We start from the raw sequence: 22,769 nt of genomic DNA, 5'->3' as shown, positions 1-22,769 counted from the left end.
CCGTGGAGGACTTATGAGCTTCGAGACAAAAACAATCCGCATTGCCATGAACGGCATCACCGGCCGCATGGGCTACCGCCAGCACCTGCTGCGCTCGATCCTTCCCATCCGGGACGCCGGTGGCTTCACCCTGGAGGACGGCACGCGCGTCCAGGTTGAGCCCATCCTGGTGGGCCGCAACGAAGCCAAGATCCGTGAACTCGCCGAAAAGCACAAGGTCTCGGAGTGGAGTACGGACCTGGATGCCGTGATCAACGACCCCACTGTCGTCGTCGTCTTTGATGCCTCCATGACCAGCCTCCGAGCCGCAACCCTGAAGAAGGCCATGCAGGCCGGCAAGCACATCTTCACTGAAAAGCCCACGGCCGAGACCCTCGAGGAAGCCATTGAGCTGGCCCGGATCGGCAAGGACGCCGGCGTCACCGCCGGCGTTGTCCACGACAAGCTCTACCTGCCCGGCCTGGTCAAGCTCCGCCGCCTGGTGGACGAAGGCTTCTTCGGCCGCATCCTCTCCATCCGCGGCGAGTTCGGCTACTGGGTCTTCGAAGGTGACATCCAGGCAGCCCAGCGCCCGTCCTGGAACTACCGCAAAGAAGACGGCGGCGGAATGACCACGGACATGTTCTGCCACTGGAACTACGTCCTCGAAGGCATCATCGGCAAAGTCAAGAGCGTCAACGCCAAGACCGCCACCCACATCCCCGCCCGCTGGGACGAAGCAGGCAAGGAATACAAGGCCACCGCCGACGACGCCTCCTACGGCATCTTCGAACTCGAGACCCCGGGCGGCGACGAAGTCATCGGCCAGATCAACTCCTCCTGGGCCGTCCGCGTCTACCGCGACGAACTGGTGGAATTCCAGATCGACGGCACGCACGGCTCCGCCGTCGCCGGCTTGAACAAGTGCGTCGCCCAGCAGCGGGCCCACACCCCGAAGCCCGTCTGGAACCCGGACCTGCCCGTTACGGAGTCCTTCCGCGACCAGTGGCAGGCAGTCCCGGCCAACGCCGAGCTGGACAACGGCTTCAAGCTGCAGTGGGAAGAGTTCCTCCGCGACGTCGTCGCCGGCCGCGAGCACCGCTTCGGCCTGCTCTCCGCAGCCCGCGGCGTCCAGCTTGCCGAGCTCGGCCTGCAGTCCAACGACGAACGCCGCACCATCGACATCCCGGAGATCACCCTCTAATGACCTCACTCATCCTTCCCTCCCACGACGGCGGCACCCGGGAATACCGGCTCCAGGGTGCCACGTCCTGGGCACGCCCCACCGCCCCTCTCACGGCGCGCCGCGCCTACGCGGCAGCCCACGTGATCCCCGAGGTCCTGGCAGACAACACCCCCGGCGCCCCTGCCCGGCTCGACTGGGAAGCCACCATGGGCTACCGCCACGAGCTGTGGTCCTACGGCCTCGGTGTCGCGGACGCCATGGACACCGCCCAGCGCGGCATGGGCCTTGATTGGGCAGCCACCCAGCAGCTCATCAAGCGCACCGGTGTGGAAGCCGCCTCGGTAGTTTCATCCGGCAACGCGGCCACAGCCGGGAAGTCGGTCCGCGACCTCGTGTCCTGCGGCGCCGGCACCGACCAGCTGGACATCGACGCGCTGCCCGCCGGTGAAGCCGGCCTCAAGGCTGTCCTCGAGGCGTACCGCGAGCAGATCGCCGTGATCACCGAGGCCGGGCCCAAGATCATCATCATGGCCTCCCGCGCCCTCGCCAAGGTTGCCCGCGGTCCCGAAGACTACCTGAACGTCTACTCCACCCTGCTGCAGGAAGTGGACCAGCCGGTCATCCTCCACTGGCTCGGCACCATGTTCGACCCCGCCCTCGCCGGCTACTGGGGCTCCGGAGACGTCGCAACCGCCACCGACACGTTCCTGGGCCTCATCAAGGACAACGCGGCCAAGGTGGACGGCGTCAAGGTCTCGCTGCTCGATGCCGGCCACGAGGTGGCGCTCCGCGCGGCCCTCCCCGACGGCGTCCGCCTCTACACCGGCGACGACTTCAACTACCCCGAACTGATCGACGGTGACGGCAGCCACCACTCCGACGCCCTGCTGGGCATCTTCGCGGCGATCTACCCCGCCGCGTCGGTGGCACTGCAGAACTACGACGCCGGGAATCCAGCCAAGGCGCGCGAAATCCTGGACTCCACCCGGGAACTGGGCAAGCACATCTTCAGCGCCCCCACGTTCTACTACAAAACCGGGATCGCCTTTATGTCCTGGCTCAACGGCAAGCAGCAGGGCTTCCAGATGGTGGGCGGCCTGCACTCCGGCCGCTCTGTGTGCCACCTGGCAAAGACCTTTGAACTGGCGGACCAGGCCGGCCTGCTCCGCGACCCCGCGCTGGCTGCCTTCCGGATGTCCGACTACCTGCGCATTAACGGGGTGGGAGTTTGAGCGACTTTACCCGTCTGTCCATCAACAGCGCCACCACCAAGAAATGGACCCTCGCCCAAGTGGTTGACGGCTGCGTCAACGCCGGCATCCCCTCCATCGGACCCTGGCGGGACCGTGTGGAGGAAGCCGGCCTGGACAAGGCCGCGCGCCTGATCAAGGACGCGGGACTGCGGGTCTCGTCCCTGTGCCGCGGCGGGTTCCTCACGGCTGCCGACGCCGAGGGGCAGGCGGCCGCGCTCGCAGACAACCGGGCCGCCATCCTCGAAGCCGTTGCCCTGGACACCAAGGAGCTGTTCCTGGTGGTTGGTGGCCTGGCACCGGGGGAGAAGGACGTGGTGGCGGCACGCCGGCGCGTGGCGGACCGGCTTGCCGATCTGGTTCCCTTCGCCGCGGAAAACGGCGTCCGCCTGGTCCTGGAACCGCTGCACCCGATGTACGCTGCGGACCGTGCCCTGATTTCCACCCTGGGGCAGGCGCTGGACCTCGCGGCGCCGTTCGATGCCGCAACGGTGGGCGTCGCCGTCGACACCTTCCATGTCTGGTGGGATCCCGAACTGAAGGCGCAGATCGAGCGCGCCGGCCGGGAGAACCGCATTGCCTCCTACCAGGTGTGCGACTTCAACATGCCCATCGCCGCCGATCCGCTGCTCTCGCGCGGCTACATGGGCGACGGCGTGGTGGACTTCGCCACCATCGGCACCTGGGTGCGCGACGCGGGCTACACGGGTGACATCGAAGTCGAAATCTTCAATCAGGACATCTGGGACACGGACGGCAATACCGTCCTGGCCACGGTGAAGGAGCGCTACGCGGAGCTTGTCCTCCCGTACGCCTGACACTGCCCGGACTGGCCTGATCCGGACCGCGGGCTGCTGCCACGCTTTCCCAACATGGCTGCCGGCAGCCTGCGCCCTACCACCAAAAAGGACCCGGACCGCATCAGCGGTCCGGGTCCTTTCGGCTGTTGGTGTCAGGCGTACATGGAGGCGTACCGGCGGTATCGGGCCAGCACGCCGCCGTCGTCCTTCCCGGCAGGAAGGCCGACGGCGTCGAGCGCCCACTGCGGAAATTGTCCGGTGAGTGCGGCAGCTGCCTGGCGTGCGGCACCGTCGGCCACATATTCGCCCGGCCGCGGCACGGTGACGTCGATTCCCAGCAGTTGTGCAGTTGCCGACTGGACCGCGGTGGACTGTGCGCCGCCGCCCACCAGGATAATGCGCCGGGCTACCACGCCCTGTTCCTGCAGGGCGGCCAGGCCGTCCGCCAGCGAACAGACCACTCCCTCAACGGCGGCCCGCGCCAGGTTCGCCGGCGTGTAGTTGGCGCGGGTGATGCCGTGCAGGGATCCAGTGGCGTCAGGCAGGTTGGGCGTGCGCTCGCCGTCGAGATAGGGGACGAGGGTGAGTCCACCGGCTCCGGGTCCGGCGGACAGTGCCAGTTCATTGAACTCCGCGATGTCCACATCCAGCAGCGCGGCCGTGGCATCGAACACGCGGGTGGCGTTCAGCGTGCACACCAGCGGCAGGTAGTGTCCGGCGGCGTCGGCGAAGCCTGCCACCAGTCCTGACGGATCGGCGGCGGGCGCGTCCGCAACGGCGAAGACGGTCCCGGACGTGCCCAAGGACATCACCACGTCCCCAACGCCGGCACCCACCCCCAGCGCTGCCGCCGCGTTGTCACCGGCGCCGGCAGCCAGGAGGGCGCCGTCAGGAGTCTTGCCGGCCACGTCCAGCGGGCCCAGCACCTCGGGCAGCAGCGGAACGTGACCCAGCGAGGACGCCAGGACCTCGGGCAGGTACGTGCCGGCCGCCGTCGAAAAGTAGCCGGTGCCGGAGGCATCGGACCGGTCGGTTGCCAGCGACTCGAGGTTCCCCGGTCCGGAACCCGGGCCGTGGCCCGCCAGCCGCCAGGTCAGCCAGTCATGCGGCAGGCAGACGGCCGCCACCTTTGCCGCGTTCTCCGGCTCGTTTGCCGCCAGCCAGTGCAGCTTGGTCACCGTCAGCGACGCCACCGGGACGGTGCCCGTGGCGCCGGCCCAGTAGCGGGTGCCGGCAGCAGTATCGCCGTCTCCCGCGGCCCTGATCAGCTCCCCGGCGGCGCCGGCGCTGCGGGTGTCATTCCACAGCAGCGCCGGGCGGATCACCCGGCCCTCAGCGTCCAGGCAGACCATGCCGTGCTGCTGCCCGCCCACCGAGACCGCTGCCACGTCTTCCAGGCCGCCCGCCTGTTGCAGTGCTTCCTGCAGTGCGTCCCACCAGTGGTCGGGATGGACCTCCGAACCCTCCGGGTGGCTTGCCCTGCCCTCGCGGACCAGCGCTCCGGAGTCAGCGTCGCGGATCACCACCTTGCAGGACTGCGTGGAGCTGTCGATTCCTGCTACGAGGGCCATGGTCAGCGGGCGTTGAGCAGGTGTTCGATGGCGAGCTGGTTGAGGCGGACGAACGCGAAGGAGCGCTCGGCGGCCTTGTCGGCGTCGAAATCCTCGAACGCTGCGGCGTCCTTGAGCAGGTCCGCAGCGGTTTCGTCCGCAGCCAGGGTGGGTTCGGCGAGTTCTCCGACGCCGGATGCGGTCAGGGCTGCCTGGACCTCCGGGTCCGCCCGGAAGGCCAGGGCGCGTTCCTTGAGGAGCAGGTAGGTGGCCATGTTGGCCTTGGCGGATTCCCAGACGCCGTCGTAGCCGTCGGTACGGGAGGGCTTGTAGTCGAAGTGGCGCGGGCCCTCGTAACGGGGGCCGCCTTTGGGGAAGCCGTTTTCGAGCAGGTCCACGGTGAAGAACGCGCTGGTCAGGTCGCCGTGGCCGAAGACGAGGTCCTGGTCGTACTTGATGCCGCGCTGGCCGTTGAGGTCGATGTGGAAGAGCTTGCCGGCCCAGAGGGCCTGGGCGATCCCATGGGTGAAATTCAGCCCGGCCATCTGCTCGTGCCCGGTCTCGGGGTTCAGGCCCACGATGTCGCCGTGTTCGAGCTGGGCGATGAACGCGAGGCCGTGGCCCACGGTGGGCAGGAAGATGTCGCCCCGGGGTTCGTTCGGCTTGGGCTCCAGCGCGATGCGCAGGTTGTAGCCCTTGTCCTTGATGTAGGCCGCGGCGGTGTCCACCCCTTCCTTCATCCGGTCCAACGCTGCAGCGAGGTCCTTCGAACCGTCGTATTCGCTGCCTTCGCGGCCGCCCCACATCACAAAGGTTTCGGCGCCGAATTCGGCTGCGGAATCGATGTTGCGCAACACCTTGGACAGCGCGAAGCGGCGGATGGAGCGGTCGTTGGACGTGAAGCCGCCGTCCTTGAAGACCGGGTGGCTGAACAGGTTGGTGGTGACCATGGGGACCTTCAGGCCGGTTTCTGCCAGGGCTGCCTTGAAGTTCTTCAGGATCAGGTCACGCTCGGAAGCGGTGGCGTCGAAGGGGACCAGGTCGTTGTCGTGGAAGGTGATGCCGTACGCGCCGAGTTCGGCGAGTTTGTGGACGGCTTCCACCGGGTCGAGGGCTGCCCGGGTGGCGACACCGAACGGGTCAGCACCGGTCCAGCCAACAGTCCAGAGGCCGAAGGTGAACTTGTCGGCAGGGGTCGGGGTGAGGGTCATGATGCGTCCTTGCAGTCAGAATGCCGCAGCCTTTTGCGCGACTTAGTTTATTCATTGAACTATATAAGCGACGCTAGGCTAGGGTCAATAGCGACGGACACCTTTCGAAGCACTATTTATCCCAGGAGGCAGGCATGGCCAATACCGCAGCAGCACCTGCCCCGCCCGACGCCGGCGTGCCGGGAAGCATGGGCGACGTACGCAGGAGCAACCTCGCCCTTGTCCTGGGCAGGATTGCGCAGGCCCCGGCAGGGTCGCATCTGACCCGGGCACAGGTCGCGGGAGCCACAGGGCTGACCAAGGCCTCGGTGTCGAGCATTGTCCTGGACCTTCTTGGTACCGGAATCCTGCGCGAAATGGGGCTGAACTCCCATGGGGAACGTGGCCGGCCGGGAGTCGGCCTGGAGTTGAATCCGGCCCGCGGGGTGATAGGCATGGAAATCAACGTTGACTACATCGCCGCGGGCGTGACGGACCTTTCCGGGGCGGTGGTCCTGCAGGAAATCCGCGAGCGGGACAACCGGGAGAGTGAGAGCGCTCCGGTAATGGCCGCCCTCGCTGACCTCGCGGCGGAGGTCCGGAAGACTGCCCTCGAAAGGGGGGTGGAAGTCCTCGGGGGCGGACTGGCCGTTCCCGGACTTGTGGACGCGGGCAACGCCACTGTCATTGCCGCGCCAAACCTCGGCTGGCTGGACGTCGAACTCGACCTTGACCGGCTGCTGCCGAACCTGCCCTTGGGCGTGACCCTCTTTAATGAGGCCAATGCTGCCGCCCTCGCTGAGCTGGCCCGTGGACCCGCCGACAGGCGCGACTTCCTGTTCCTCTCCGGCGAGGTGGGCGTCGGTGGCGGCCTGGTCATCAGGTCGGAGCTTTTCACGGGCCCGGAAGGACATGCCGGCGAGGTGGGCCATATCGTGGTCGACCCCCAGGGCATCCTGTGCTCATGCGGCGGCACAGGCTGCCTGGAGACCATCGCGGGGCAGGACGCCATCTTCGCGGCTGCCGGCATTGACGCGAAAGGGCAGCCGAGGTCGGAGAGTATGTCCGCGCTGGTGGCTGCGCTCGCTGAGGGGAAGCCGGAAGCATTGCGCGCGGTCGAGGGGGCAGGGAGGTCACTCGGAGTGGCGGTAGCATCCACCGCCCGGGTGGTGAACATCCAGGCAGTGGTGCTCGGCGGCCACTTCGCCGTCCTGGAGCGGTGGCTTCGCCCTTCCCTCAGCGAAAGCCTGGCAAAGTACGCACCCGGAAAAGTCTTCCCCGACCACATCACCATCGCAGCCGTGGAAGAGGGCGGGGCGCTGCTGGGCGCCGCCGGGAGCGTGGTCCGTTCCCTGGTGGAAGCGCCGCACCGCCTGCAGCCCTAATATGGTCCCGCTCCGCGTTGCTCCATCGCTTATTGCTGGTTCGCTGCCCTTTTGGCGACTGTAAGTAGCATCCGGCAGAAAATGCTGAAACGCCCCGGTCCTTGGACCGGGGCGTTTCGCCATTGGTGCCCCAGGAGGGAATCGAACCCCCGACCGGCGGATTAGAAGGCCGCTGCTCTATCCCCTGAGCTACTGAGGCAGTTCCGGAGGTGAATTCCGGAGCCTCAAAAAGTTTACATTGCCCGCCGTCCGGGCGCCGTCATTTTGTGCGCGGCACCCACTGATCCTCCACAGGCCGCGGCGGGCCCGGGTTTTGCACATAGGCGGACTCCTGCCTGCCCCGCAGATTGCGCCAGGCCCATGCTGGTCTTGCCAGCTAGGGCAGAACCACATGGAGACAGGACATAGAGATGAACGACACCATAACGATCAAGGGCTTTGTTGCCACCGATATCACAAGCGGCACAACACCCGGGGGAGTGGCCACCGCCGAATTCCGGATCGCTTCCAACTCGCGTCGGCGCGACAAGGACGGACAGTGGGTGGACGGTCACACCAACTGGTTCACGGTCCAGGGTTACCGCCATCTCGCCGGCAACATGGGCTGCAGCATCCGGAAAGGCCATCCCGTCATCGTGGTGGGCACGCTGAGGATCCGCAGCTGGGAGAGGGACGGAAGGGTTTATTACTCGCACACCATTGATGCTGACGCCGTTGGGCATGACCTTACGCTGGGGACGGCCAACTTCACCCGGTCCTCCAAGAAGCCGCTCCTTTCGCTCGTGGAACCGGAGCCACCCCTCGACGCCAGCCGTCAGGCCGGGCAGGAAGGACCTTTTGATGAACCCGCGGACAGCGACGATGACAGCGCTGAGGGCGGAGATCCGGCTGCGGCCTATGTCGAGGACGCCAACGGCGACCTGCTCGCCCTCGACCTCGAAACGGGGGAGCTCGCCGACTCCCCGGTTTGAGGTGCCCCCTGTCAACGCCCCTGGGCTCCCTCGGCTCCTTGGCGGTCAGGGTTGCAGCACCCCCCGGCTGCACCCTGTCCGCCAAGGTCATGAACCCCAGGACGGAAAGCTGGTCTGTGGAGGCGTGGCAGAATGGCAGCATGCGGCTTACCCCTGACCACCGGCAGAACACCACAGCCGGTGCAGTGTCTGCCGCCCCTGCGGCTTCGGCAGCAGCGTTCCCGGCCGCTGCAGCTCAGGTCCCTGAAGCTCCAGTCCCTGCCGCAATCCGACGAGCAGCAGCCGATCGCACAGCTGTTTGGCCCACCGCCACACGCTGTTTGGTCCTGGCAACCGCCGCCGTCGCGCTGCTGGCGGGTTTGTCCGGGTGTGTTGGCGGAACGCCCCAAGTCCAGCATGATTCATCCGGACCGGCAACCGCGGCAGCATCAGCCGGTGCAGCTCCGGCAGCAACGGAAACCGGGGCTGCCGGACCACTGGCCGATGCATCCGGAGTGCCGTCCGCCATGGCAGCGGAGGCCGCCGCCACCGTCACGGTCACAAAGACCGTGACGGACGCGCTGGGAAGGCTGGCCGCGGGATCGCCAAAACCGGCCACCGCGCAGGTAACAGATGCCCTCACGGGGGCGGGGATCGCGCCGGCGTCGTTGCAGGTTTCGCAAAGCCGTACACCCACCGGCCTTGAAGCCGACGCCATCGAAGCCGCAGTCCTCCACGGAAAGGACTGCGTCATCGGGCAGGTCCGTGACGGCGCTGTCACGGTAACCGTCCTGCCGGTACTGGCCAGCGGCAAGTGCTTTGTAGGCTCCTGACCGTGCTGCACCGAATGTGAGATATGCCCGCCGACCCACTAGATTTGGAACCATGGCGGAATTTATCTACACAATGACCAAGGCCCGAAAAGCCGTTGGCGAAAAACTCATTCTTGACGACGTAAGCATGTCCTTCTTTCCCGGCGCCAAGATCGGTGTTGTGGGCCCGAACGGTGCCGGTAAGTCCACCATCCTGAAGATCATGGCCGGGCTGGACACCCCCTCCAACGGTGAGGCCCGGCTCAGCCCCGGCTACACCGTGGGCATCCTCCTTCAGGAACCACCCCTGAACGAAGAAAAAACCGTCCTGGGCAACGTCCAGGAAGGCGTGGGCGAGATCTACGGCAAGATCCAGCGCTTCAACGAAATCTCCGAGGAAATGGCCAGCCCCGACGCTGACTACGACACCCTTCTCGAGGAGATGGGGCAGCTGCAGGAAGCCATCGACGCCGCGGATGCGTGGGACCTGGACTCCCAGCTGGAACAGGCCATGGACGCCCTCCGCTGCCCGCCGGCCGACGCCGACGTCACCAACCTTTCCGGTGGTGAACGCCGCCGCGTAGCACTCTGCAAGCTGCTCCTGCAGAAGCCGGACCTGCTGCTCCTGGACGAGCCCACCAACCACCTGGACGCCGAAAGCGTGCTGTGGCTCGAACAGCACCTCTCCACCTACTCCGGCGCAGTCCTGGCCGTCACCCACGACCGGTACTTCCTGGACCACGTGGCCGAGTGGATCGCCGAAGTGGACCGCGGCCACCTCTACCCGTATGAGGGCAACTACTCCACCTACCTCGAAAAGAAGCGCGCCCGCCTGGAAATCCAGGGCAAGAAGGACGCCAAGCAGGCCAAACGGCTTGCCGAGGAACTGGATTGGGTGCGGTCCAACGCGAAAGGCCGCCAGACCAAGTCAAAGGCCCGCCTGGCCCGCTACGAGGAGATGGCCGCCGAGGCAGACCGGACCCGCAAGCTGGACTTCGAGGAAATCCAGATCCCGCCGGGACCCCGCCTGGGTGGCCTGGTGCTCGAGGCCAAGAACCTGCAGAAGGGCTTCGAGGACCGGACCCTGATCGACGGCCTGTCCTTCACCCTGCCCCGCAACGGCATCGTGGGCGTCATTGGTCCCAACGGCGTGGGCAAGACCACGCTGTTCAAGACCATTGTTGGCCTGGAGCCGCTCGACGGCGGCGACCTGAAGATCGGCGATTCGGTCAAGATCTCCTACGCTGACCAGAGCCGCGGCGGCATCGACCCCAACAAGACGCTGTGGGAAGTTGTCTCGGACGGCCTGGACTTCATCCAGGTGGGGCACGTGGAGATGCCGTCCCGCGCCTATGTTGCCGCCTTCGGCTTCAAGGGCCCGGACCAGCAGAAGAAGGCCGGTGTGCTCTCCGGCGGTGAGCGCAACCGCCTGAACCTCGCGCTCACCCTGAAGCAGGGCGGCAACCTGCTGCTCCTGGACGAACCCACCAACGACCTCGACGTCGAAACCCTCAGCAGCCTCGAAAACGCGCTGCTGGAATTCCCGGGCTGCGCCGTGGTGGTCTCCCACGACCGCTGGTTCCTGGACCGGGTGGCCACCCACATCCTCGCTTATGAAGGTGACGAGGAGAACCCCTCCAAGTGGTACTGGTTCGAGGGCAACTTCGAATCCTACGAGGAGAACAAGGTGGAGCGGCTGGGACCGGACGCGGCCAAGCCGCACCGCGTCACACACCGACGCCTCACCCGCGACTAAGCCTCACCCGCGACCAAGCAGCGGCAGAGCGAACAAACAACAGGCCGGCACCTTCGAAAGGTGCCGGCCTGTTGACGTTGAGGCCGCAATGTCAGTCCTTGGCCGCCTTGCGGATCTGGTGCTCCATCACCTTTGCCTGGAAGGCGCCCACCACTTTGTTCTTCAAGTCAGTGGGTACGCGGACCATCCCCTCCTGCGCCACGGACGCCACATGCTGCCCCGCCCGGTTGAAGATCTTGCCGGTGGCCAGCCCGCGGGCGCCTTGGGCGCTGGGCGATTCCTGCACGTAGAGCAGCCATTCGTCCACGCGGGCGGGCCGGTGCCACCACATGGCGTGGTCCAGGCTCGCGACGTTCATCCCCGGCGTGATCCAGCTCAGCCCGTGCCGCCGCAGGATGGACTCCAGCAGGGTGTAGTCGCTCGCGTACGCCAGCGCCGCCCGGTGCAGGTTGGGATTGTCCGGCATGGGACCAAAGGTCTTCATCCACACGGCGTTGCGTGCTTCCCTCTCGCCGTGGGCCGACACGTACAGCGGCGGATCAACGTGCCGGATGTCGAAGGGCCGTTCATAGGCCCAGTGCCTCGCCACCGGATGGTCGAATTTGCCCAGCAGGTCAGCGGTGCTGGGCAGGGACTCGGGGTCGGGAATGCCGCTGGGCATCGCCGATTCGTGCTCGATGCCTTCGTCTTCTCCCTGGAAGGAGGCGATCATCGACAGGATGGGCACGCCTTCCTGGTAGGCGTGGACCCGCCGGGCGGAGAAGGACCTGCCGTCCCGGAGGCGCTGCACCCCGAAGGTGATGGGCTTGTTCGCATCTCCCGGCCGCAGGAAGTAGCCGTGCATCGAATGCACAAAACGGTCCGGCGCCACCGTCCTGATGGACGCGATGAGTGACTGTGCCAGCACCTGGCCGCCGAACACCCGGTGGTGCGGCTGCTGCTGGGACGGGCCCAGGAAGATGTCCTCGTCCGTCCGGGCACCCTCCAGCTCACCAAGGTCGAGAAGGGTGATGAGCGATGAGGTGGGATCCGGGTCGGTAAGCGCCAGGATTTCAGCGTCGGCTTCTGTCATGGTTTGACTCTAGACGGCACCCCGGCACTGCTCAACAAAGGTCCAGCCGGTAGTGTTCTTGGTGTGTCTGATCTACTCACCTCGTCCTTCCGCTTCGCCGATCCCCGGGATCTCGCCGACCTGAAGACTTTTGCCACGCGGGCCAAGTCAATCGACGACGGCGCCATCCGGCTTCAGGCTGCAGGTTCCGTCCTCGCCGCATACGTCTGCGTACTGCGGCCACGGATTCTCGGCGAAGCGACGCCCACCATCCTGGGGCTGCGCACCATGGAACTGGCGGAGCCGTCCGGGGCGGACGTCACCGTCCCCCTGGCGGCGGTACTGGACCGCCTCGCCCGGGCAGGGGAGGACGACGTCGAGTTGCCGGTTCCGCCGTCCACCGTCACCGAATCCTGGACCGGGGTGGGCGCTCCCAGGAGCGGGTGGGAACTGCTGGGTTCGCGCAGCGACGCGGCGCTGCGGGATGCCGCAGAGGCCGGCATCGCAGAGGTGGCTGGAATGGTGCCGGACAAGCCCGGCGCCATCATGGTGAACAACGCCCGGGCCGCTGTCTGGGGCCGGCAACTTGATGAGACCGGGCTCCCGGCAGGTGCTGCCTTCGCGGCCTTCGCCCTGGGGTTCCTGGGCAACGGTGACCAGAAGCTCTACCGCGCCGGGCGCTGGTTCCGGCTGTCCGGTCCCCGCGGACACGTCCTGGCCCGGACGGGCAGCGGGCTGCTGTAGCAGCAAAGGTTCGGGCCGGCAGGCATCACTGAGCGGCCGGGCTGTTCACCATGGACAGGGCCGCACGCTCCATGTAGTCCCAAAGGGTTCCTTCGTAGAGCGGCGGCAGATCCAGGGCATCCACGGCGGCGCGCATGTGGAACAGCCAGCGGTCCTTCGCCTCCGGCGTGACCTTGAACGGCATGTGCCGCATCCGCAGCCGGGGGTGGCCGCGCTCTTCCCCGTACGTGGTGGGACCGCCCCAGTACTGCTCAAGGAACATCAGGAACCGCCGCTTGGCCGGGCCCAGGTCCTCTTCCGGGTACATGGGACGCAGCAGCGGATCCGTTGCCACGCCGTCGTAAAAGACGTCGATCAGCTTCACGAAGGTCTCGTGGCCGCCCACGGCGTCATAGAAGTTGTCGGTGTAGCCGGGCTGGCTGAACGGATCGTTCTGCATGAGCTGCCGGGGCCGCTGCGGTTCGACGGGGATGGTCATGGCTAGTCTCCGGCTTTCTGGTCAGTCTTTTTGTTCTCGGCGCCGTGGTCGCTGGCCTGGTCCGTGGTTCCATCGGCTGACTCGTGCAGGGGAACGTAGTTGCCCTGGGAACGGTTGCCCACGCGCAGGATCTCGCCGTTGCGCAGGTACCAGATGGCGCCGTCGTCGGACCGCACGCGGGTGATGCGCAGGCCCATGGACTCCACCACACCAACAACCTCACTGGTTTCGATAACGTCGCCGATGCCGTATTGGTCTTCAATGGTAATAAAAATCCCCGCCAGGAAGTCGCGGATGAGCTGCTGGGCGCCGAAACCGATGGCCACACCCAGGATGCCCACGCTGGTGAGCAGCGGGGCGATGTTGATGTCGAGGTTCTGCAGCACATACATACCTGTGATGATGACCACCAGTACCCCCACCACGCTGTTCAGCAGGGAGCCGATGGTTTCGGCCCGCTGTACGCGCCGTTCGTGGTCCAGGGCGCGCAGGGCCGGTGCAACCCACTTGAACGTGCGCGTCTTGAAGAAGTTGCTGCCCGACGCCACGCGCCGGGTGATTCGGGAGATGACGAAAGTGGCAACCAGCCACACCGCAACGCCCACGCCGAGGCTGATCACGATGCCCGTGATGCTCACCCCGTCCGGATCACTGGCGGCGGAAGGAAGGACCGACAACATACTGACCATAAGGGCGAATTACTCCTGGGGGTTTCCCGGCTGCGGCCGGGCTGCGGAGGCCGGGGCACCGGTTAAGCCCGGCGCGGAAGGCTCTGTTCTCCTTCAACCCTAGCGCCGTAGCGTGGCCGCATGCGCATTCTTGTCCTCGGCGGAACCGCCTTCCTGTCCGCAGAAATCGCCCGGCAGGCCCTGGCCGCCGGGCATGAGGTGACGTGCCTGGCCCGGGGCTCCGCGGCGGAACCGCCCGAAGGGACGGTGTGGCTGAAAGTGGACCGTTCGCTGGCCGCGAACGCCTACGGGGACGCGGCCAGGGGAGAGTGGGATGCCGTCGTCGAAGTGGCACGCAACCCTGTGCCCGCGTCGGCAGCCCTGCAGGCCCTCGCTCACCGCACGGCGCACTGGACGTTCGTCTCCAGCTGCTCCGTCTACGCAGATGCGTCCGTTCCCGGCACCGGGGAGGACTCAGCCCTCCTTCCCGCCTTGGGCCTGGGTACGCCCTCGACGCCGGAGAACTACGGCGGGTCCAAAGCAGCCATCGAGCTGGCAACCTTCCGGGCTGCGGCAGGCAAAGCCCATATCTGCCGTGCCGGACTGATTGGCGGACCGGGGGACGGCTCGGACCGCTACGGCTACTGGCCCGCCCGCTTCGCACGGGACCAGACGCCTGTCCTGGTACCGGACATCGATGCGCACCCGACGCAGGTAATCGACGTCCGCGATCTCGCTGCCTGGATCCTGCTGGCAGCGGAGCAGGGAATCACCGGCGCATTCAACGCACTCGGAGACCAGGTTCCCTTCGGCAAATACATCGACTCCGCCCGGCAGTTGGCAGGCCACACCGGCGAGGTGCTGCCCGCAGCGGAGCCCTGGCTGGCGGACCAGGGTGTGGACTACTGGGCGGGACCGGACTCCCTGCCGCTCTGGCTGCCGCCCGGGCATGAGGGGTTCATGGCCCGCAGCAACCGGGCAGCCGTGGAGGCCGGCCTGCGCCTCCGGCCTTGGCAGGAAACGCTGGCCGCCACGCTGGCTGACGAACGCGGACGCGGACTGCGCCGGCCCCGGAAGGCCGGCCTCACCCAGGAAACCGAGTCGCGGCTGGTAGCCGCCCTGCGGGGCGGCGCCTAAGCCGGATGGGCGGAGGGGCCCGCCACCAGCGTCTCGGGTGCATGTTCCACAGGAAAGTTCACGCTGCGCGCGATGAAGCAGACCTGGTTTGCCTCGTGGTGCAGCCGGCCGGCGAGCTCCACCTGGCCCGCGTCCGCCACCGTCACGCACGGGTGCAGCGTGACGGACTCGAACTGGCCGCTGCCGTCCCGGTTCAGGCGCATCAGCCCGGTAGCGTTGTCGCTGTACTCCGTCACCACCACGCCGTGCTTCACCGCCACATGCAGGTAGGACAGCATGTGGCATTGGGCCAGGGCAGCCAACAGCAGCTGTTCGGGGTTGTAGCGCTCCCGGTCGCCGTGGAACGTGGCATCCGCCGAGCCCTTGAGGACCGGCAGGCCCGCGATGAGCACGTCATGGTCCCGGGAGTAGCCGCGGTAGGACGACGTGCCATCGCCGAGGTTGCCGGTCCACTGGACGGTCAGCGCGTAGCGGTGCTCGGACAGGCCCATCAGGCAGGCACCGCCTCGCCGGGAAGCACGTCAGCCGCGCGGGCGCGCAGGGCCCGGGCAACGCCGTCGCGGTTCTCCAGCATCATGCGCCGCAGCGCGGCGCTTTCAGGCGGAAGCGACGCCAGGAAGGCGTCAGTCCGGTCCACGGTGGCCTGCGTGGTCAGCAACGAGGGGTAGAGCCCGACGACGATCTGCTGGGCGAGTGCGTGGGTGCGCGTTTCCACGATCCCCGGCACGGCCCGGAAGTACTTTTCGGCGTACGGCTCCAGCAGCGACCGGTCCAGGACCCGCATAAAGCCGTTGACCGCCGAGCCCTGGAGGGCGTTGGACAGTTCGCCCTTATCGACGATGGATTCCCAGGCCGCAGCTTTGGCCTCCGCAGTGGGTATGGCTGCCTTCGCCTGGGCCGCGGCGTTCTGTCCGCTCGACGTGTTGTCCCGTTCGAGCTCGGCGTCGATGCCGTCCTGGCCCAGCCGGCCGCCCACCACCAGCGATGTCACCAGCTCCCAGCGCAGGTCCTGGTCAACCGCCAGTCCGTCCAGGACCAGCGAACCGCCCAGGAGGCCCGCCACCTTGTCCAGCTGGGTTTCACTGCCGGCCAGCAGGGCAAAGGATTTCACGAACTGCAGCTGGGCGTCGGAGCCGCCGGGCACCTCGGAGGCCAGTTGCCAGAGCTTGTCCGCCGCAGCCTCCGTTGTGGCCTCCCGGTGCTCCCCGGCCACATAGAAGTTCAGCGTAGTGGCCAGCTGGCGGAGCTGGACCAGGATCACGGAGGAGTCCGTCTCCGCCGCGACGTTCGCGAGGATCAGCTCCACGTACCGGCGCGCCGGGGTCTCGCCGTCGCGGGCAGCATCCCAGGCGGAGTTCCACACCAGGGTCCGCGGCAGGCTCTGGCTGAAGTCCTTCAGGTGCGCGGTGGCCGTGGCCAGCGACTTTTCGTCCAGCCGCACCTTGGCGTAGGCGAGATCGTCATCGTTGACCAGGATGAGGTCCGGCTGGGCCAGGCCGGCAAGGGCGGGCACTTCGGTGCGTTCGCCGTCCACGTCCAGCTCCTCCCGGTGCACCCGCTCCAGCTTGCCGTCACCGTTCAGGTTGTAGAACCCCACGGCCAGCCGGTGCGGACGGATGGTGGGCCACTCCTCCACGGCGGACTGCACAATGGCGAAGGACGTGAGCCTGCCGTCTCCGTCCACGTCCAACTCGGGCTTGAGCGTGTTGACGCCGGCCGTTTCAAGCCATTGCCGTCCCCAGTCATCAAGGTCGCGGCCGCTGGCCTTCTCCAGCTCCACGAGGAGGTCCCGCAGTTCGGTGTTCTGCCAGGAGTGCTTGGCAAAGTACTCCCGCACACCGGCCATGAACTGCTCCGGTCCCACCCACGCCACGAGCTGGCGGAGGACAGAGGCGCCCTTGGCGTAGGTGATGCCGTCAAAGTTCACCTCGACGTCCTGTAGGTCGTTGATTTCGGCGAAGATCGGGTGTGTGGTGGGCAGCTGGTCCTGGCGGTAGGCCCACGACTTCTCTACGGAGGCGAACGTGGTCCAGGCGCTGGTGAAGGAAGTGGCCTCCACCGCCGCGAGGTGGGACATGTACTCGGCGAAGGACTCATTGAGCCAGAGGTCATTCCACCAGCGCATCGTCACGAGGTCGCCGAACCACATGTGGGCGAGCTCGTGCAGCACGGTGATGGCACGCCGTTCAATCTGCGCCCCGGTCACCTTGCTGCGGAAGACGTAGCCTTCGAGGATAGTCACGGCGCCGGCGTTCTCCATGGCTCCGGCGTTGAACTCCGGCACGAACAGCTGGTCGTACTTCTCGAACGGGTACGGGCAGCCGAACTGCGCCTCGAAGAATGCGAAGCCCTGCCGGGTCAGCGCGAAGATGTTCTCCGCGTCCAGGTACTGCATCAGCGATTTCCGGGCGAAGACCCCCAGGGGGATGACCCGCCCGTCGGAGCTGGTTACCTCGCTGCGCACGGACTGGTAAGGCCCGGCGATCAATGCGGTGACGTAGGAGGACAGCCGCGGGGTGGGGGCGAAAGACCAGACCGAGCGGGCGCCGCCGTCCTCCCCGGGCGTGGTCTCCACCGGTGCCGGGGTGGGGGCGTTGGAGATGAGGTCCCAGTGCGAGGGGGCGGTGACCGTGAAAGCGAAGGTGGCCTTGAGGTCCGGCTGCTCGAACACGGCGAACATCCGGCGCGAATCGGGAACCTCGAACTGCGTGTACAGGTAGACCTCGTTGTCCACCGGGTCCACGAAGCGGTGCAGGCCCTCGCCGGTGTTCATGTACGGTGCGTCGGCCACAATGGTGAGTTCGTTGTGTTCGGCGAGCTCCGGCAGTTGGATCCTGACGCCGTCGGACACCGTGGCAGGGTCCAGGCTGCGGCCGTTCAGCGTGACGCTGTGGACCGCCGACGTGATGGCGTCGATGAAGGTGGAGGTCCCGGGCCTGGCACTGAATGTCACCGTAGTGGTGCTGCCAAAGACCTTTCCGCCCCGGGTCAGGTCCAGGTTGACATCGTAGGACTCGACGGTGATCAGTTCGGCGCGCCCGCTGGCTTCAGCGCGCGTCAGATTCAAACCAGGCAAAGTGGGGCCTTTCGAAAGATTGGCAACTTCCGCTGGCGGTGCCCAGCGGCGGCATTTGTTCATTCTTGCATCCCCTCAGCGGGTGACAAGTTGCAGGGCTCACACGCGCCGCTGGACTGTTGCGGACTCACCGGCCGGCTGCGGGAGTAGCGTTAAATCATGGGCAAGTTCATGGAAGCGGTGGACACCAGGGCGTTACGGTTCGTGGCGGGGTTCCCGGTGCTGGTGGCGGTGGGGTTCGTCGTGTGCGCCTTCCTGCTTCGGCCGGACCTTCCCGAGCCGCTCGCCATCCGTTGGACGGACGACGGCGGTGCCTCCTTCGCGCCCTTCGGCACCTACGTGGCCGGGGGCGCGCTGATGATCGTTGCCGCCGGCTGGCTGGTCCTGTCCCAGGCACTGCCGGTCCGGAGGCCGGTGGTGATGCGCCGGATCATGATGGGAGCCGGCCTTTTCCTGACACTGTTCGTCACCAGCGTCCTGGCTGCAGGACTTATCGGCCAGGCTGGACTGGCGGACGCCCGTGATTCCAGCGTGGACATGATCGTCCTGGCGCTCGGCAGCGGGGCCGCTGTATCCCTGGGCGTGATCATCGCGTTCGTCTATAAAGCTGACCAGCAGTGGTCGCCCGATGACGACCGGGCATTGCAGCTTGCCATTGCGAGGGAGCTGGATCCGGACCTGTCCCGGGACAGCATCCGGCTGTGGGTGCACGCCCGCAGCTCGGTCTTTGTGATGATCGGCATCGCCTCGCTGTTTCCGGCCGCCCTGATCGCCATTGCCGTGCCTTGGCTCGGCGCGCTGCTGGTGGTCCTGGCCGTGATCGGCGCGGCGTTCCTGTGCGCACGGATCAAGGCGGACCGGCGCGGCTTGAAAGTGTTGCTGGCCGGTGTGGTGCCGGTGATGGACGTGCCCGCGGGCGCCATTTCGGCCGCCAGCGCGGCAGACGTGCGCGCGGCCGACTTTGGCGGGTGGGGCTACCGGCACCACAGTGGAACAGCGGCCATGCTCGTCAGCAGCGGTCCCGCCGTCGTGGTCAAGAAGACCGACGGGCAGCGGCTCGCGGTCAGCGGCGGGAGCCGGGACTCGGCCGCGCGGCTCGCGGAAGTCCTGACCCGGGTGGCGGCCAGGGCCCGCGACGGCGGCGCCGAACCCGCGGCAGGCCGGCCCGAGTCCTAGTATCCTTGTCCGTGTTGTCCTGACCCCGGCCTGCACCGTCCGTGCCGGCCGCCAGCGCCCACCGAACGGATTCTGCTCGTGACTTCTTCCCCTGCCTTCCCGCGGGTCCACATTGCCACCGACCACGCAGGCATGGAACTCAGCGCCCACCTCGTGACCCACCTGACCGCCAAGGGGTACGAGGTGGTGGACCACGGTCCCAAGGTCTACGACGCGCAGGATGACTACCCGTCGTTCTGCATCAAGGCGGCCCTCGCCGTGGTGGCGGACCAGCAGGCCGGCGTCCACGCCCTGGGAATCGTGCTGGGCGGGTCCGGCAACGGGGAACAGATTGCCGCCAACAAAGTGAAGGGCGTGCGGGCTGCCCTGGCCTGGAACCGCTCCACCGCGACCCTGGCCCGCGAGCACAACGATGCCAACGTGGTGGCCGTGGGCGGCCGCCAGCACTCTGTTGAGGAAGCCACGGAGCTGATCGAAGCCTTCCTGTCCGAGCCGTTCAGCGACGATGAGCGCCACGTGCGGCGGATCGGCAAGATCGCCGCCTACGAAACCACCGGCGAGGTCATCGAGTAGTGCCGGAGGGGCATACACTCCGGCGCCTCGCACGGCAGTTCGCGGACGTCTTCGGTGGCCAGCAGCTGGCGGTGTCCAGCCCCCAGGGCCGGTTCGCCGGCGGCGCGGCGCTGCTCGATGGGCACGTCCTGGTTGCGGCCGACTCCCACGGGAAGCACCTGTTCCTGCACTTTGACCACTCGCTGGTACTCCACGTCCACCTGGGCCTCTATGGAGCCTGGAGCTTCGGCGGCGACAGTACCTTCGCGGGCTCTTCGAGCATCGGCGCGCCGCGCCGGGTGGGGGAGCGGGAGAGTTTCGACGACGGCGCTGGTGGCCTCCCTTACGACGGTCCGCCGGCGCCCGTGGGGGCAGTGCGCGTCCGGCTGGTGGGCGCCAACGGCTGGGCGGACCTGCGCGGGGCCACCACCTGCGAAACCATCACCGCCGCCGAGGCCGAAGCGGTGCTGGGTCGGCTCGGGCCGGACCCTCTGCGCAACCGGCGGGGAGACGCCGGCCGCTTCATCGCCAACCTGCAAAGCCGCACGGCGCCGCTGGCCGCGCTGCTGATGGACCAGAAAGTCATCGCCGGGGTGGGAAACGTATACCGGGCCGAGGTCCTCTTCCGGCGGAGGCTGTACCCCTGGCTTCCGGGGAGCAACGTGGAGGAGACCGAGGCGCGGAAGCTGTGGCGCGACGTCGTCTCCGTCATGACCGACGGCGTGGCGGACGGGCGGATTATCACTACCACGCCAAGGTTCTGGGCCGGCCACGGGAAAGCCGCGGCACGTGCTGCCGCCGCCAGGACCGAGACGTACCCTGCCCGCGAGGATGCCCACTTCGTCTACAAACGCGACGGCCTGCCCTGCCGCGTCTGCCGGACTACGGTCCTGATCGCCGAACTGGTGGGCCGCAAGCTCTACTGGTGCCCGTCCTGCCAGCAGCCCGCCTGAACCCGGTGTAGCCGGAGGCCCACTGGACAGTCAGCCGTTAGGAAAGTCAGCCAACAATTAAGAAAGTCAGCCAACAATAAAAGGCCCCTCCGAAGAGGGGCCTTTTACTGTTGGAGGGGACGACGGGAATCGAACCCGCGTAATCAGTTTGGAAGACTGAGGCTTTACCATTAAGCTACGTCCCCGAAGGAAGATCCATTCAACCTGGTGCGCAAGCGCTGGGCCGGATGGGAACTTCGGGCTGGCTGTTCAAGCCGGATATAACTAAACCTAATCCATGGGCTACGTGTCAAATGTGCAAAGACGGCGCGTATCACCGTAGACTTGCCTGTGCACTTACGGGGTGTAGCTCAGCTTGGCTAGAGCGCCTGCTTTGGGAGCAGGAAGTCGCAGGTTCAAATCCTGTCACCCCGACTCTGCGGCCCGGACCTCTCGGCCTGGACAAAACATTGCGTTTGCAGAAACCCATCCAACAAACCCAGGAGTACTTAGACCGTGAAGAGCGCTGTCGAGAACCTCACCCCCACGCGGGTCAAGCTCAATGTTGAGGTCCCCTTTGAGGAATTGAAGCCCAGCATCGACTCGGCCTACAAGACCGTTGCTTCGCAGATCCAGGTCCCTGGTTTCCGTAAGGGCAAGGTCCCGGCAAAGCTGATCGACCAGCGCGTCGGCCGCGGCTACGTCCTGGAGACGGCCATCAACGAAGGCCTCAACGGCTGGTACCAGGCTGCCGTACAGGAATCCGGCATCCGCCCACTGAGCCGTCCCGAGGTTGAAATCACCGAGGTTCCGGACCCCTCCGCCACCGATGGCGGCCTGAAGTTCGCCGCCGAGGTTGACGTCCGCCCCGAGATCGAACTCCCGGACTACTCCGGCATCCAGGTCGAGGTTGCGGCGGCCGAGTCCTCCGACGAGGACGTTGACAAGGCCCTGGACGAACTCCGTGGCCGCTTCGGCACGTTGAAGCCCGCTGACCGCCCCGCGGGTGACGGCGACTTCCTCACCATCGACATCACCGCCAGCATCGACGGCGAAGAAGTCGACTCTGCTGCCGGCCTGTCCTACCAGGTTGGCGCCGGCACCATGCTCGAGGGCCTCGACGAAGCCGTCACCGGCCTGAGCGCCGACGAAGACGCCATCTTCGACACCACCCTGGTGGGCGGCGACCACGCAGGTGAAGCAGCCCAGGTCAAGGTGGTAGTCAAGGCCGTCAAGGAGCGCGAACTCCCCGAGGCCAACGACGACTTCGCCCAGCTCGCCTCCGAGTTCGACACCCTCGCCGAGCTCCGCGAGGACCTCGCCAAGCAGGCCGCCGACTCCAAGGTTGTTGAGCAGGGCGTCGAGGCCCGCGACAAGGTCCTGGACAAGCTCGTTGAGCTCGTCGAGGTTCCGGTTCCGGACTCCGTCGTCGAAGAGCAGCTCGACGCCCACTTCAAGGAGGGCAACGGCCACGGCGACGGCGAACACGACACCGAGGAACACCGTGAAGAGGTCCGGGCCAACACCGCCCGCGCCTTCCAGAACGAGATCATCCTCGACGCCATCGCGGAAAAGGAAGAAGTCAACGTCAGCCAGAACGAGCTGATCGACTACATCGTCACCACCGCCGGCCAGTACGGCATGGACCCCAACCAGTTCGCCCAGATCATTGATCAGAGCGGCCAGGTCCCCATGATGGTCTCCGAAGTCCGCCGCCGCAAGGCCCTGGCTGTTGTCCTGGGTCAGGCTACGGTGACCGACTCCGAAGGCAACGCAGTGGACCTCAGCGATTTCGTCCGTCCCGGCGGTGAAGAGGAAGCTCCCGCAGCCGAGGAAACTCCCGCTGTAGAGGCCGATGAAGCAACTGCCGATGCACCCGAGGCTGGAGCCGAGGAAGACAAGGCAGAGGCCAAGGCCTAGCCACGCCATAGAGCAGATGCGAACGGCCCCCGGATCCCAGGATCCGGGGGCCGTTTGCTTTGTGCCGGCAGCCCCCGGGGCCGTGCCCGCCGATCGTGCGCCGTCAGCGAACAGCCCACGGCGCGAGAACAAAACGTCAGTGAAACGGGTTAGTGTCCAAGTAGAGATTTTCAGTGA

Annotated in this window: 20 protein-coding genes and 3 tRNA genes; 14 read left to right on the top strand and 9 right to left on the bottom strand. The window is 66.7% G+C overall.

The genetic code is table 11. The features are described from left to right. Positions 1 to 13: 13 nt before the first annotated feature. The 3 genes from BACI348_RS12310 to BACI348_RS12300 are packed head-to-tail and all read left to right on the top strand — an operon-like array spanning position 14 to position 3,233. The gene (locus tag BACI348_RS12310) at positions 14 to 1,183 is read left to right on the top strand and encodes a Gfo/Idh/MocA family protein (RefSeq protein ID WP_159826206.1); all 1,170 of its coding nucleotides are present in this window, start codon (positions 14 to 16) and stop codon (positions 1,181 to 1,183) included. After that, entirely contained in the window at positions 1,183 to 2,397 is a 1,215-nt protein-coding gene (locus tag BACI348_RS12305; protein ID WP_159826204.1) for a dihydrodipicolinate synthase family protein, read from the top strand. The genes BACI348_RS12310 and BACI348_RS12305 overlap by 1 nt, the downstream gene beginning before the upstream one ends. Continuing rightward, positions 2,394 to 3,233: a sugar phosphate isomerase/epimerase family protein gene (locus BACI348_RS12300; RefSeq protein ID WP_159826202.1), complete on the top strand. Its 840-nt coding sequence runs from the start codon at positions 2,394 to 2,396 to the stop codon at positions 3,231 to 3,233. Before BACI348_RS12305 ends, BACI348_RS12300 begins: the two co-directional genes overlap by 4 nt. A 134-nt stretch (positions 3,234 to 3,367) precedes the next feature. Here BACI348_RS12300 and xylB read toward each other — a convergent pair whose 3' ends face one another. Both xylB and xylA read right to left on the bottom strand, forming a co-directional pair. Next, positions 3,368 to 4,786 (bottom strand): xylulokinase, encoded by a 1,419-nt coding sequence (xylB, locus tag BACI348_RS12295; RefSeq protein ID WP_159826200.1) that lies wholly within the window; start codon positions 4,784 to 4,786, stop codon positions 3,368 to 3,370. 2 nt (positions 4,787 to 4,788) lie between these two features. Then, on the bottom strand, positions 4,789 to 5,976 hold the full coding sequence (gene xylA, locus BACI348_RS12290) for a xylose isomerase (protein ID WP_159826198.1): 1,188 nt from the start codon (positions 5,974 to 5,976) through the stop codon (positions 4,789 to 4,791). Between the two features lie 134 nt (positions 5,977 to 6,110). On the opposite strand from xylA, the gene BACI348_RS12285 reads away from it, so the two are divergent. Further along, entirely contained in the window at positions 6,111 to 7,340 is a 1,230-nt protein-coding gene (locus BACI348_RS12285; RefSeq protein WP_159826196.1) for an ROK family protein, read from the top strand. A 123-nt stretch (positions 7,341 to 7,463) separates the two neighbouring features. On the opposite strand, the gene BACI348_RS12280 is transcribed toward BACI348_RS12285, so the two are convergent. Beyond that, positions 7,464 to 7,539: transfer RNA gene (locus BACI348_RS12280), tRNA-Arg, on the bottom strand. A 211-nt stretch (positions 7,540 to 7,750) separates the two neighbouring features. Between BACI348_RS12280 and BACI348_RS12275 the strand changes: the two genes are divergently transcribed. The 3 genes from BACI348_RS12275 (at position 7,751) to ettA (ending at position 10,858) form a co-directional block, all read left to right on the top strand. Next, positions 7,751 to 8,311, top strand: coding sequence for a single-stranded DNA-binding protein (locus BACI348_RS12275; RefSeq protein ID WP_159826194.1), 561 nt, complete (start codon positions 7,751 to 7,753; stop codon positions 8,309 to 8,311). A gap of 320 nt (positions 8,312 to 8,631) precedes the next feature. Continuing rightward, a complete protein-coding gene (locus tag BACI348_RS20700) occupies positions 8,632 to 9,123 on the top strand; it encodes a DUF6993 domain-containing protein (protein ID WP_236557545.1) in 492 nt (163 codons plus the stop codon). Positions 9,124 to 9,175: 52 nt separating this feature from the next. After that, entirely contained in the window at positions 9,176 to 10,858 is a 1,683-nt protein-coding gene (gene ettA / locus BACI348_RS12265) for an energy-dependent translational throttle protein EttA (RefSeq protein WP_159826190.1), read from the top strand. A gap of 91 nt (positions 10,859 to 10,949) precedes the next feature. Here the strand turns inward: ettA and BACI348_RS12260 are convergent, their stop codons facing one another. After that, positions 10,950 to 11,930 carry an acyl-CoA thioesterase gene (locus tag BACI348_RS12260; RefSeq protein WP_159826188.1) on the bottom strand — a complete coding sequence of 327 codons (981 nt, stop codon included), beginning with the start codon at positions 11,928 to 11,930 and terminating at the stop codon, positions 10,950 to 10,952. Between the two features lie 63 nt (positions 11,931 to 11,993). On the opposite strand from BACI348_RS12260, the gene BACI348_RS12255 reads away from it, so the two are divergent. Further along, positions 11,994 to 12,653, top strand: a complete 660-nt coding sequence (locus BACI348_RS12255; RefSeq protein WP_159826186.1) for a DUF8185 domain-containing protein — start codon at positions 11,994 to 11,996, stop codon at positions 12,651 to 12,653. Between the two features lie 25 nt (positions 12,654 to 12,678). Here BACI348_RS12255 and BACI348_RS12250 read toward each other — a convergent pair whose 3' ends face one another. Together BACI348_RS12250 and BACI348_RS12245 are read right to left on the bottom strand one after the other, a co-directional pair. Continuing rightward, positions 12,679 to 13,131 (bottom strand): globin, encoded by a 453-nt coding sequence (locus BACI348_RS12250; RefSeq protein WP_159826184.1) that lies wholly within the window; start codon positions 13,129 to 13,131, stop codon positions 12,679 to 12,681. Between the two features lie 2 nt (positions 13,132 to 13,133). Beyond that, the gene (locus BACI348_RS12245) at positions 13,134 to 13,820 is read right to left on the bottom strand and encodes a mechanosensitive ion channel family protein (RefSeq protein WP_159826182.1); all 687 of its coding nucleotides are present in this window, start codon (positions 13,818 to 13,820) and stop codon (positions 13,134 to 13,136) included. A gap of 120 nt (positions 13,821 to 13,940) precedes the next feature. On the opposite strand from BACI348_RS12245, the gene BACI348_RS12240 reads away from it, so the two are divergent. Continuing rightward, positions 13,941 to 14,936: an NAD-dependent epimerase/dehydratase family protein gene (locus BACI348_RS12240; protein WP_159826180.1), complete on the top strand. Its 996-nt coding sequence runs from the start codon at positions 13,941 to 13,943 to the stop codon at positions 14,934 to 14,936. On the opposite strand, the gene BACI348_RS12235 is transcribed toward BACI348_RS12240, so the two are convergent. After that, positions 14,933 to 15,427, bottom strand: a complete 495-nt coding sequence (locus tag BACI348_RS12235) for an OsmC family protein (protein ID WP_159826178.1) — start codon at positions 15,425 to 15,427, stop codon at positions 14,933 to 14,935. The two genes, BACI348_RS12240 and BACI348_RS12235, sit on opposite strands and share 4 nt — an antisense overlap. Beyond that, complete coding sequence (gene pepN, locus BACI348_RS12230; protein ID WP_159826176.1) at positions 15,427 to 18,003, bottom strand: aminopeptidase N; 2,577 nt, start codon at positions 18,001 to 18,003, stop codon at positions 15,427 to 15,429. Before pepN ends, BACI348_RS12235 begins: the two co-directional genes overlap by 1 nt. 168 nt (positions 18,004 to 18,171) lie before the next feature. On the opposite strand from pepN, the gene BACI348_RS12225 reads away from it, so the two are divergent. The 3 genes from BACI348_RS12225 (at position 18,172) to BACI348_RS12215 (ending at position 20,693) form a co-directional block, all read left to right on the top strand. Further along, positions 18,172 to 19,188: a hypothetical protein gene (locus tag BACI348_RS12225; RefSeq protein WP_159826174.1), complete on the top strand. Its 1,017-nt coding sequence runs from the start codon at positions 18,172 to 18,174 to the stop codon at positions 19,186 to 19,188. 78 nt (positions 19,189 to 19,266) lie between these two features. Next, positions 19,267 to 19,761 carry a ribose-5-phosphate isomerase gene (locus BACI348_RS12220; RefSeq protein ID WP_159826172.1) on the top strand — a complete coding sequence of 165 codons (495 nt, stop codon included), beginning with the start codon at positions 19,267 to 19,269 and terminating at the stop codon, positions 19,759 to 19,761. After that, entirely contained in the window at positions 19,761 to 20,693 is a 933-nt protein-coding gene (locus BACI348_RS12215) for an Fpg/Nei family DNA glycosylase (RefSeq protein WP_159826170.1), read from the top strand. The genes BACI348_RS12220 and BACI348_RS12215 overlap by 1 nt, the downstream gene beginning before the upstream one ends. Positions 20,694 to 20,804: 111 nt before the next feature. On the opposite strand, the gene BACI348_RS12210 is transcribed toward BACI348_RS12215, so the two are convergent. Then, a tRNA-Gly gene (locus tag BACI348_RS12210) sits at positions 20,805 to 20,878 on the bottom strand. A 154-nt stretch (positions 20,879 to 21,032) separates the two neighbouring features. Here BACI348_RS12210 and BACI348_RS12205 point away from each other — a divergent pair. Then, positions 21,033 to 21,107, top strand: a tRNA-Pro gene (locus BACI348_RS12205). A gap of 81 nt (positions 21,108 to 21,188) precedes the next feature. Next, the gene (gene tig / locus BACI348_RS12200; protein WP_159826168.1) at positions 21,189 to 22,592 is read left to right on the top strand and encodes a trigger factor; all 1,404 of its coding nucleotides are present in this window, start codon (positions 21,189 to 21,191) and stop codon (positions 22,590 to 22,592) included. Positions 22,593 to 22,769: the final 177 nt, after the last annotated feature.

Source organism: Arthrobacter sp. 9AX (assembly GCF_902506095.1).
Classification (GTDB): domain Bacteria; phylum Actinomycetota; class Actinomycetes; order Actinomycetales; family Micrococcaceae; genus Arthrobacter.
This window is presented reverse-complemented; position numbering and strand designations above follow the sequence as displayed.

Bases quoted from the DNA above. Each gene is read 5' to 3' on its own strand.
- BACI348_RS12310 (WP_159826206.1), top strand. From the start codon at position 14: ATGAGCTTCGAGACAAAAACAATCCGCATTGCCATGAACGGCATCACC.
- BACI348_RS12305 (WP_159826204.1), top strand. From the start codon at position 1,183: ATGACCTCACTCATCCTTCCCTCCCACGACGGCGGCACCCGGGAATAC.
- xylB (WP_159826200.1), bottom strand. From the start codon at position 4,786: ATGGCCCTCGTAGCAGGAATCGACAGCTCCACGCAGTCCTGCAAGGTG.
- xylA (WP_159826198.1), bottom strand. From the start codon at position 5,976: ATGACCCTCACCCCGACCCCTGCCGACAAGTTCACCTTCGGCCTCTGG.
- BACI348_RS12285 (WP_159826196.1), top strand. From the start codon at position 6,111: ATGGCCAATACCGCAGCAGCACCTGCCCCGCCCGACGCCGGCGTGCCG.
- BACI348_RS12275 (WP_159826194.1), top strand. From the start codon at position 7,751: ATGAACGACACCATAACGATCAAGGGCTTTGTTGCCACCGATATCACA.
- ettA (WP_159826190.1), top strand. From the start codon at position 9,176: ATGGCGGAATTTATCTACACAATGACCAAGGCCCGAAAAGCCGTTGGC.
- BACI348_RS12260 (WP_159826188.1), bottom strand. From the start codon at position 11,930: ATGACAGAAGCCGACGCTGAAATCCTGGCGCTTACCGACCCGGATCCC.
- BACI348_RS12250 (WP_159826184.1), bottom strand. From the start codon at position 13,131: ATGACCATCCCCGTCGAACCGCAGCGGCCCCGGCAGCTCATGCAGAAC.
- BACI348_RS12245 (WP_159826182.1), bottom strand. From the start codon at position 13,820: ATGGTCAGTATGTTGTCGGTCCTTCCTTCCGCCGCCAGTGATCCGGAC.
- BACI348_RS12240 (WP_159826180.1), top strand. From the start codon at position 13,941: ATGCGCATTCTTGTCCTCGGCGGAACCGCCTTCCTGTCCGCAGAAATC.
- BACI348_RS12235 (WP_159826178.1), bottom strand. From the start codon at position 15,427: ATGGGCCTGTCCGAGCACCGCTACGCGCTGACCGTCCAGTGGACCGGC.
- BACI348_RS12225 (WP_159826174.1), top strand. From the start codon at position 18,172: ATGGGCAAGTTCATGGAAGCGGTGGACACCAGGGCGTTACGGTTCGTG.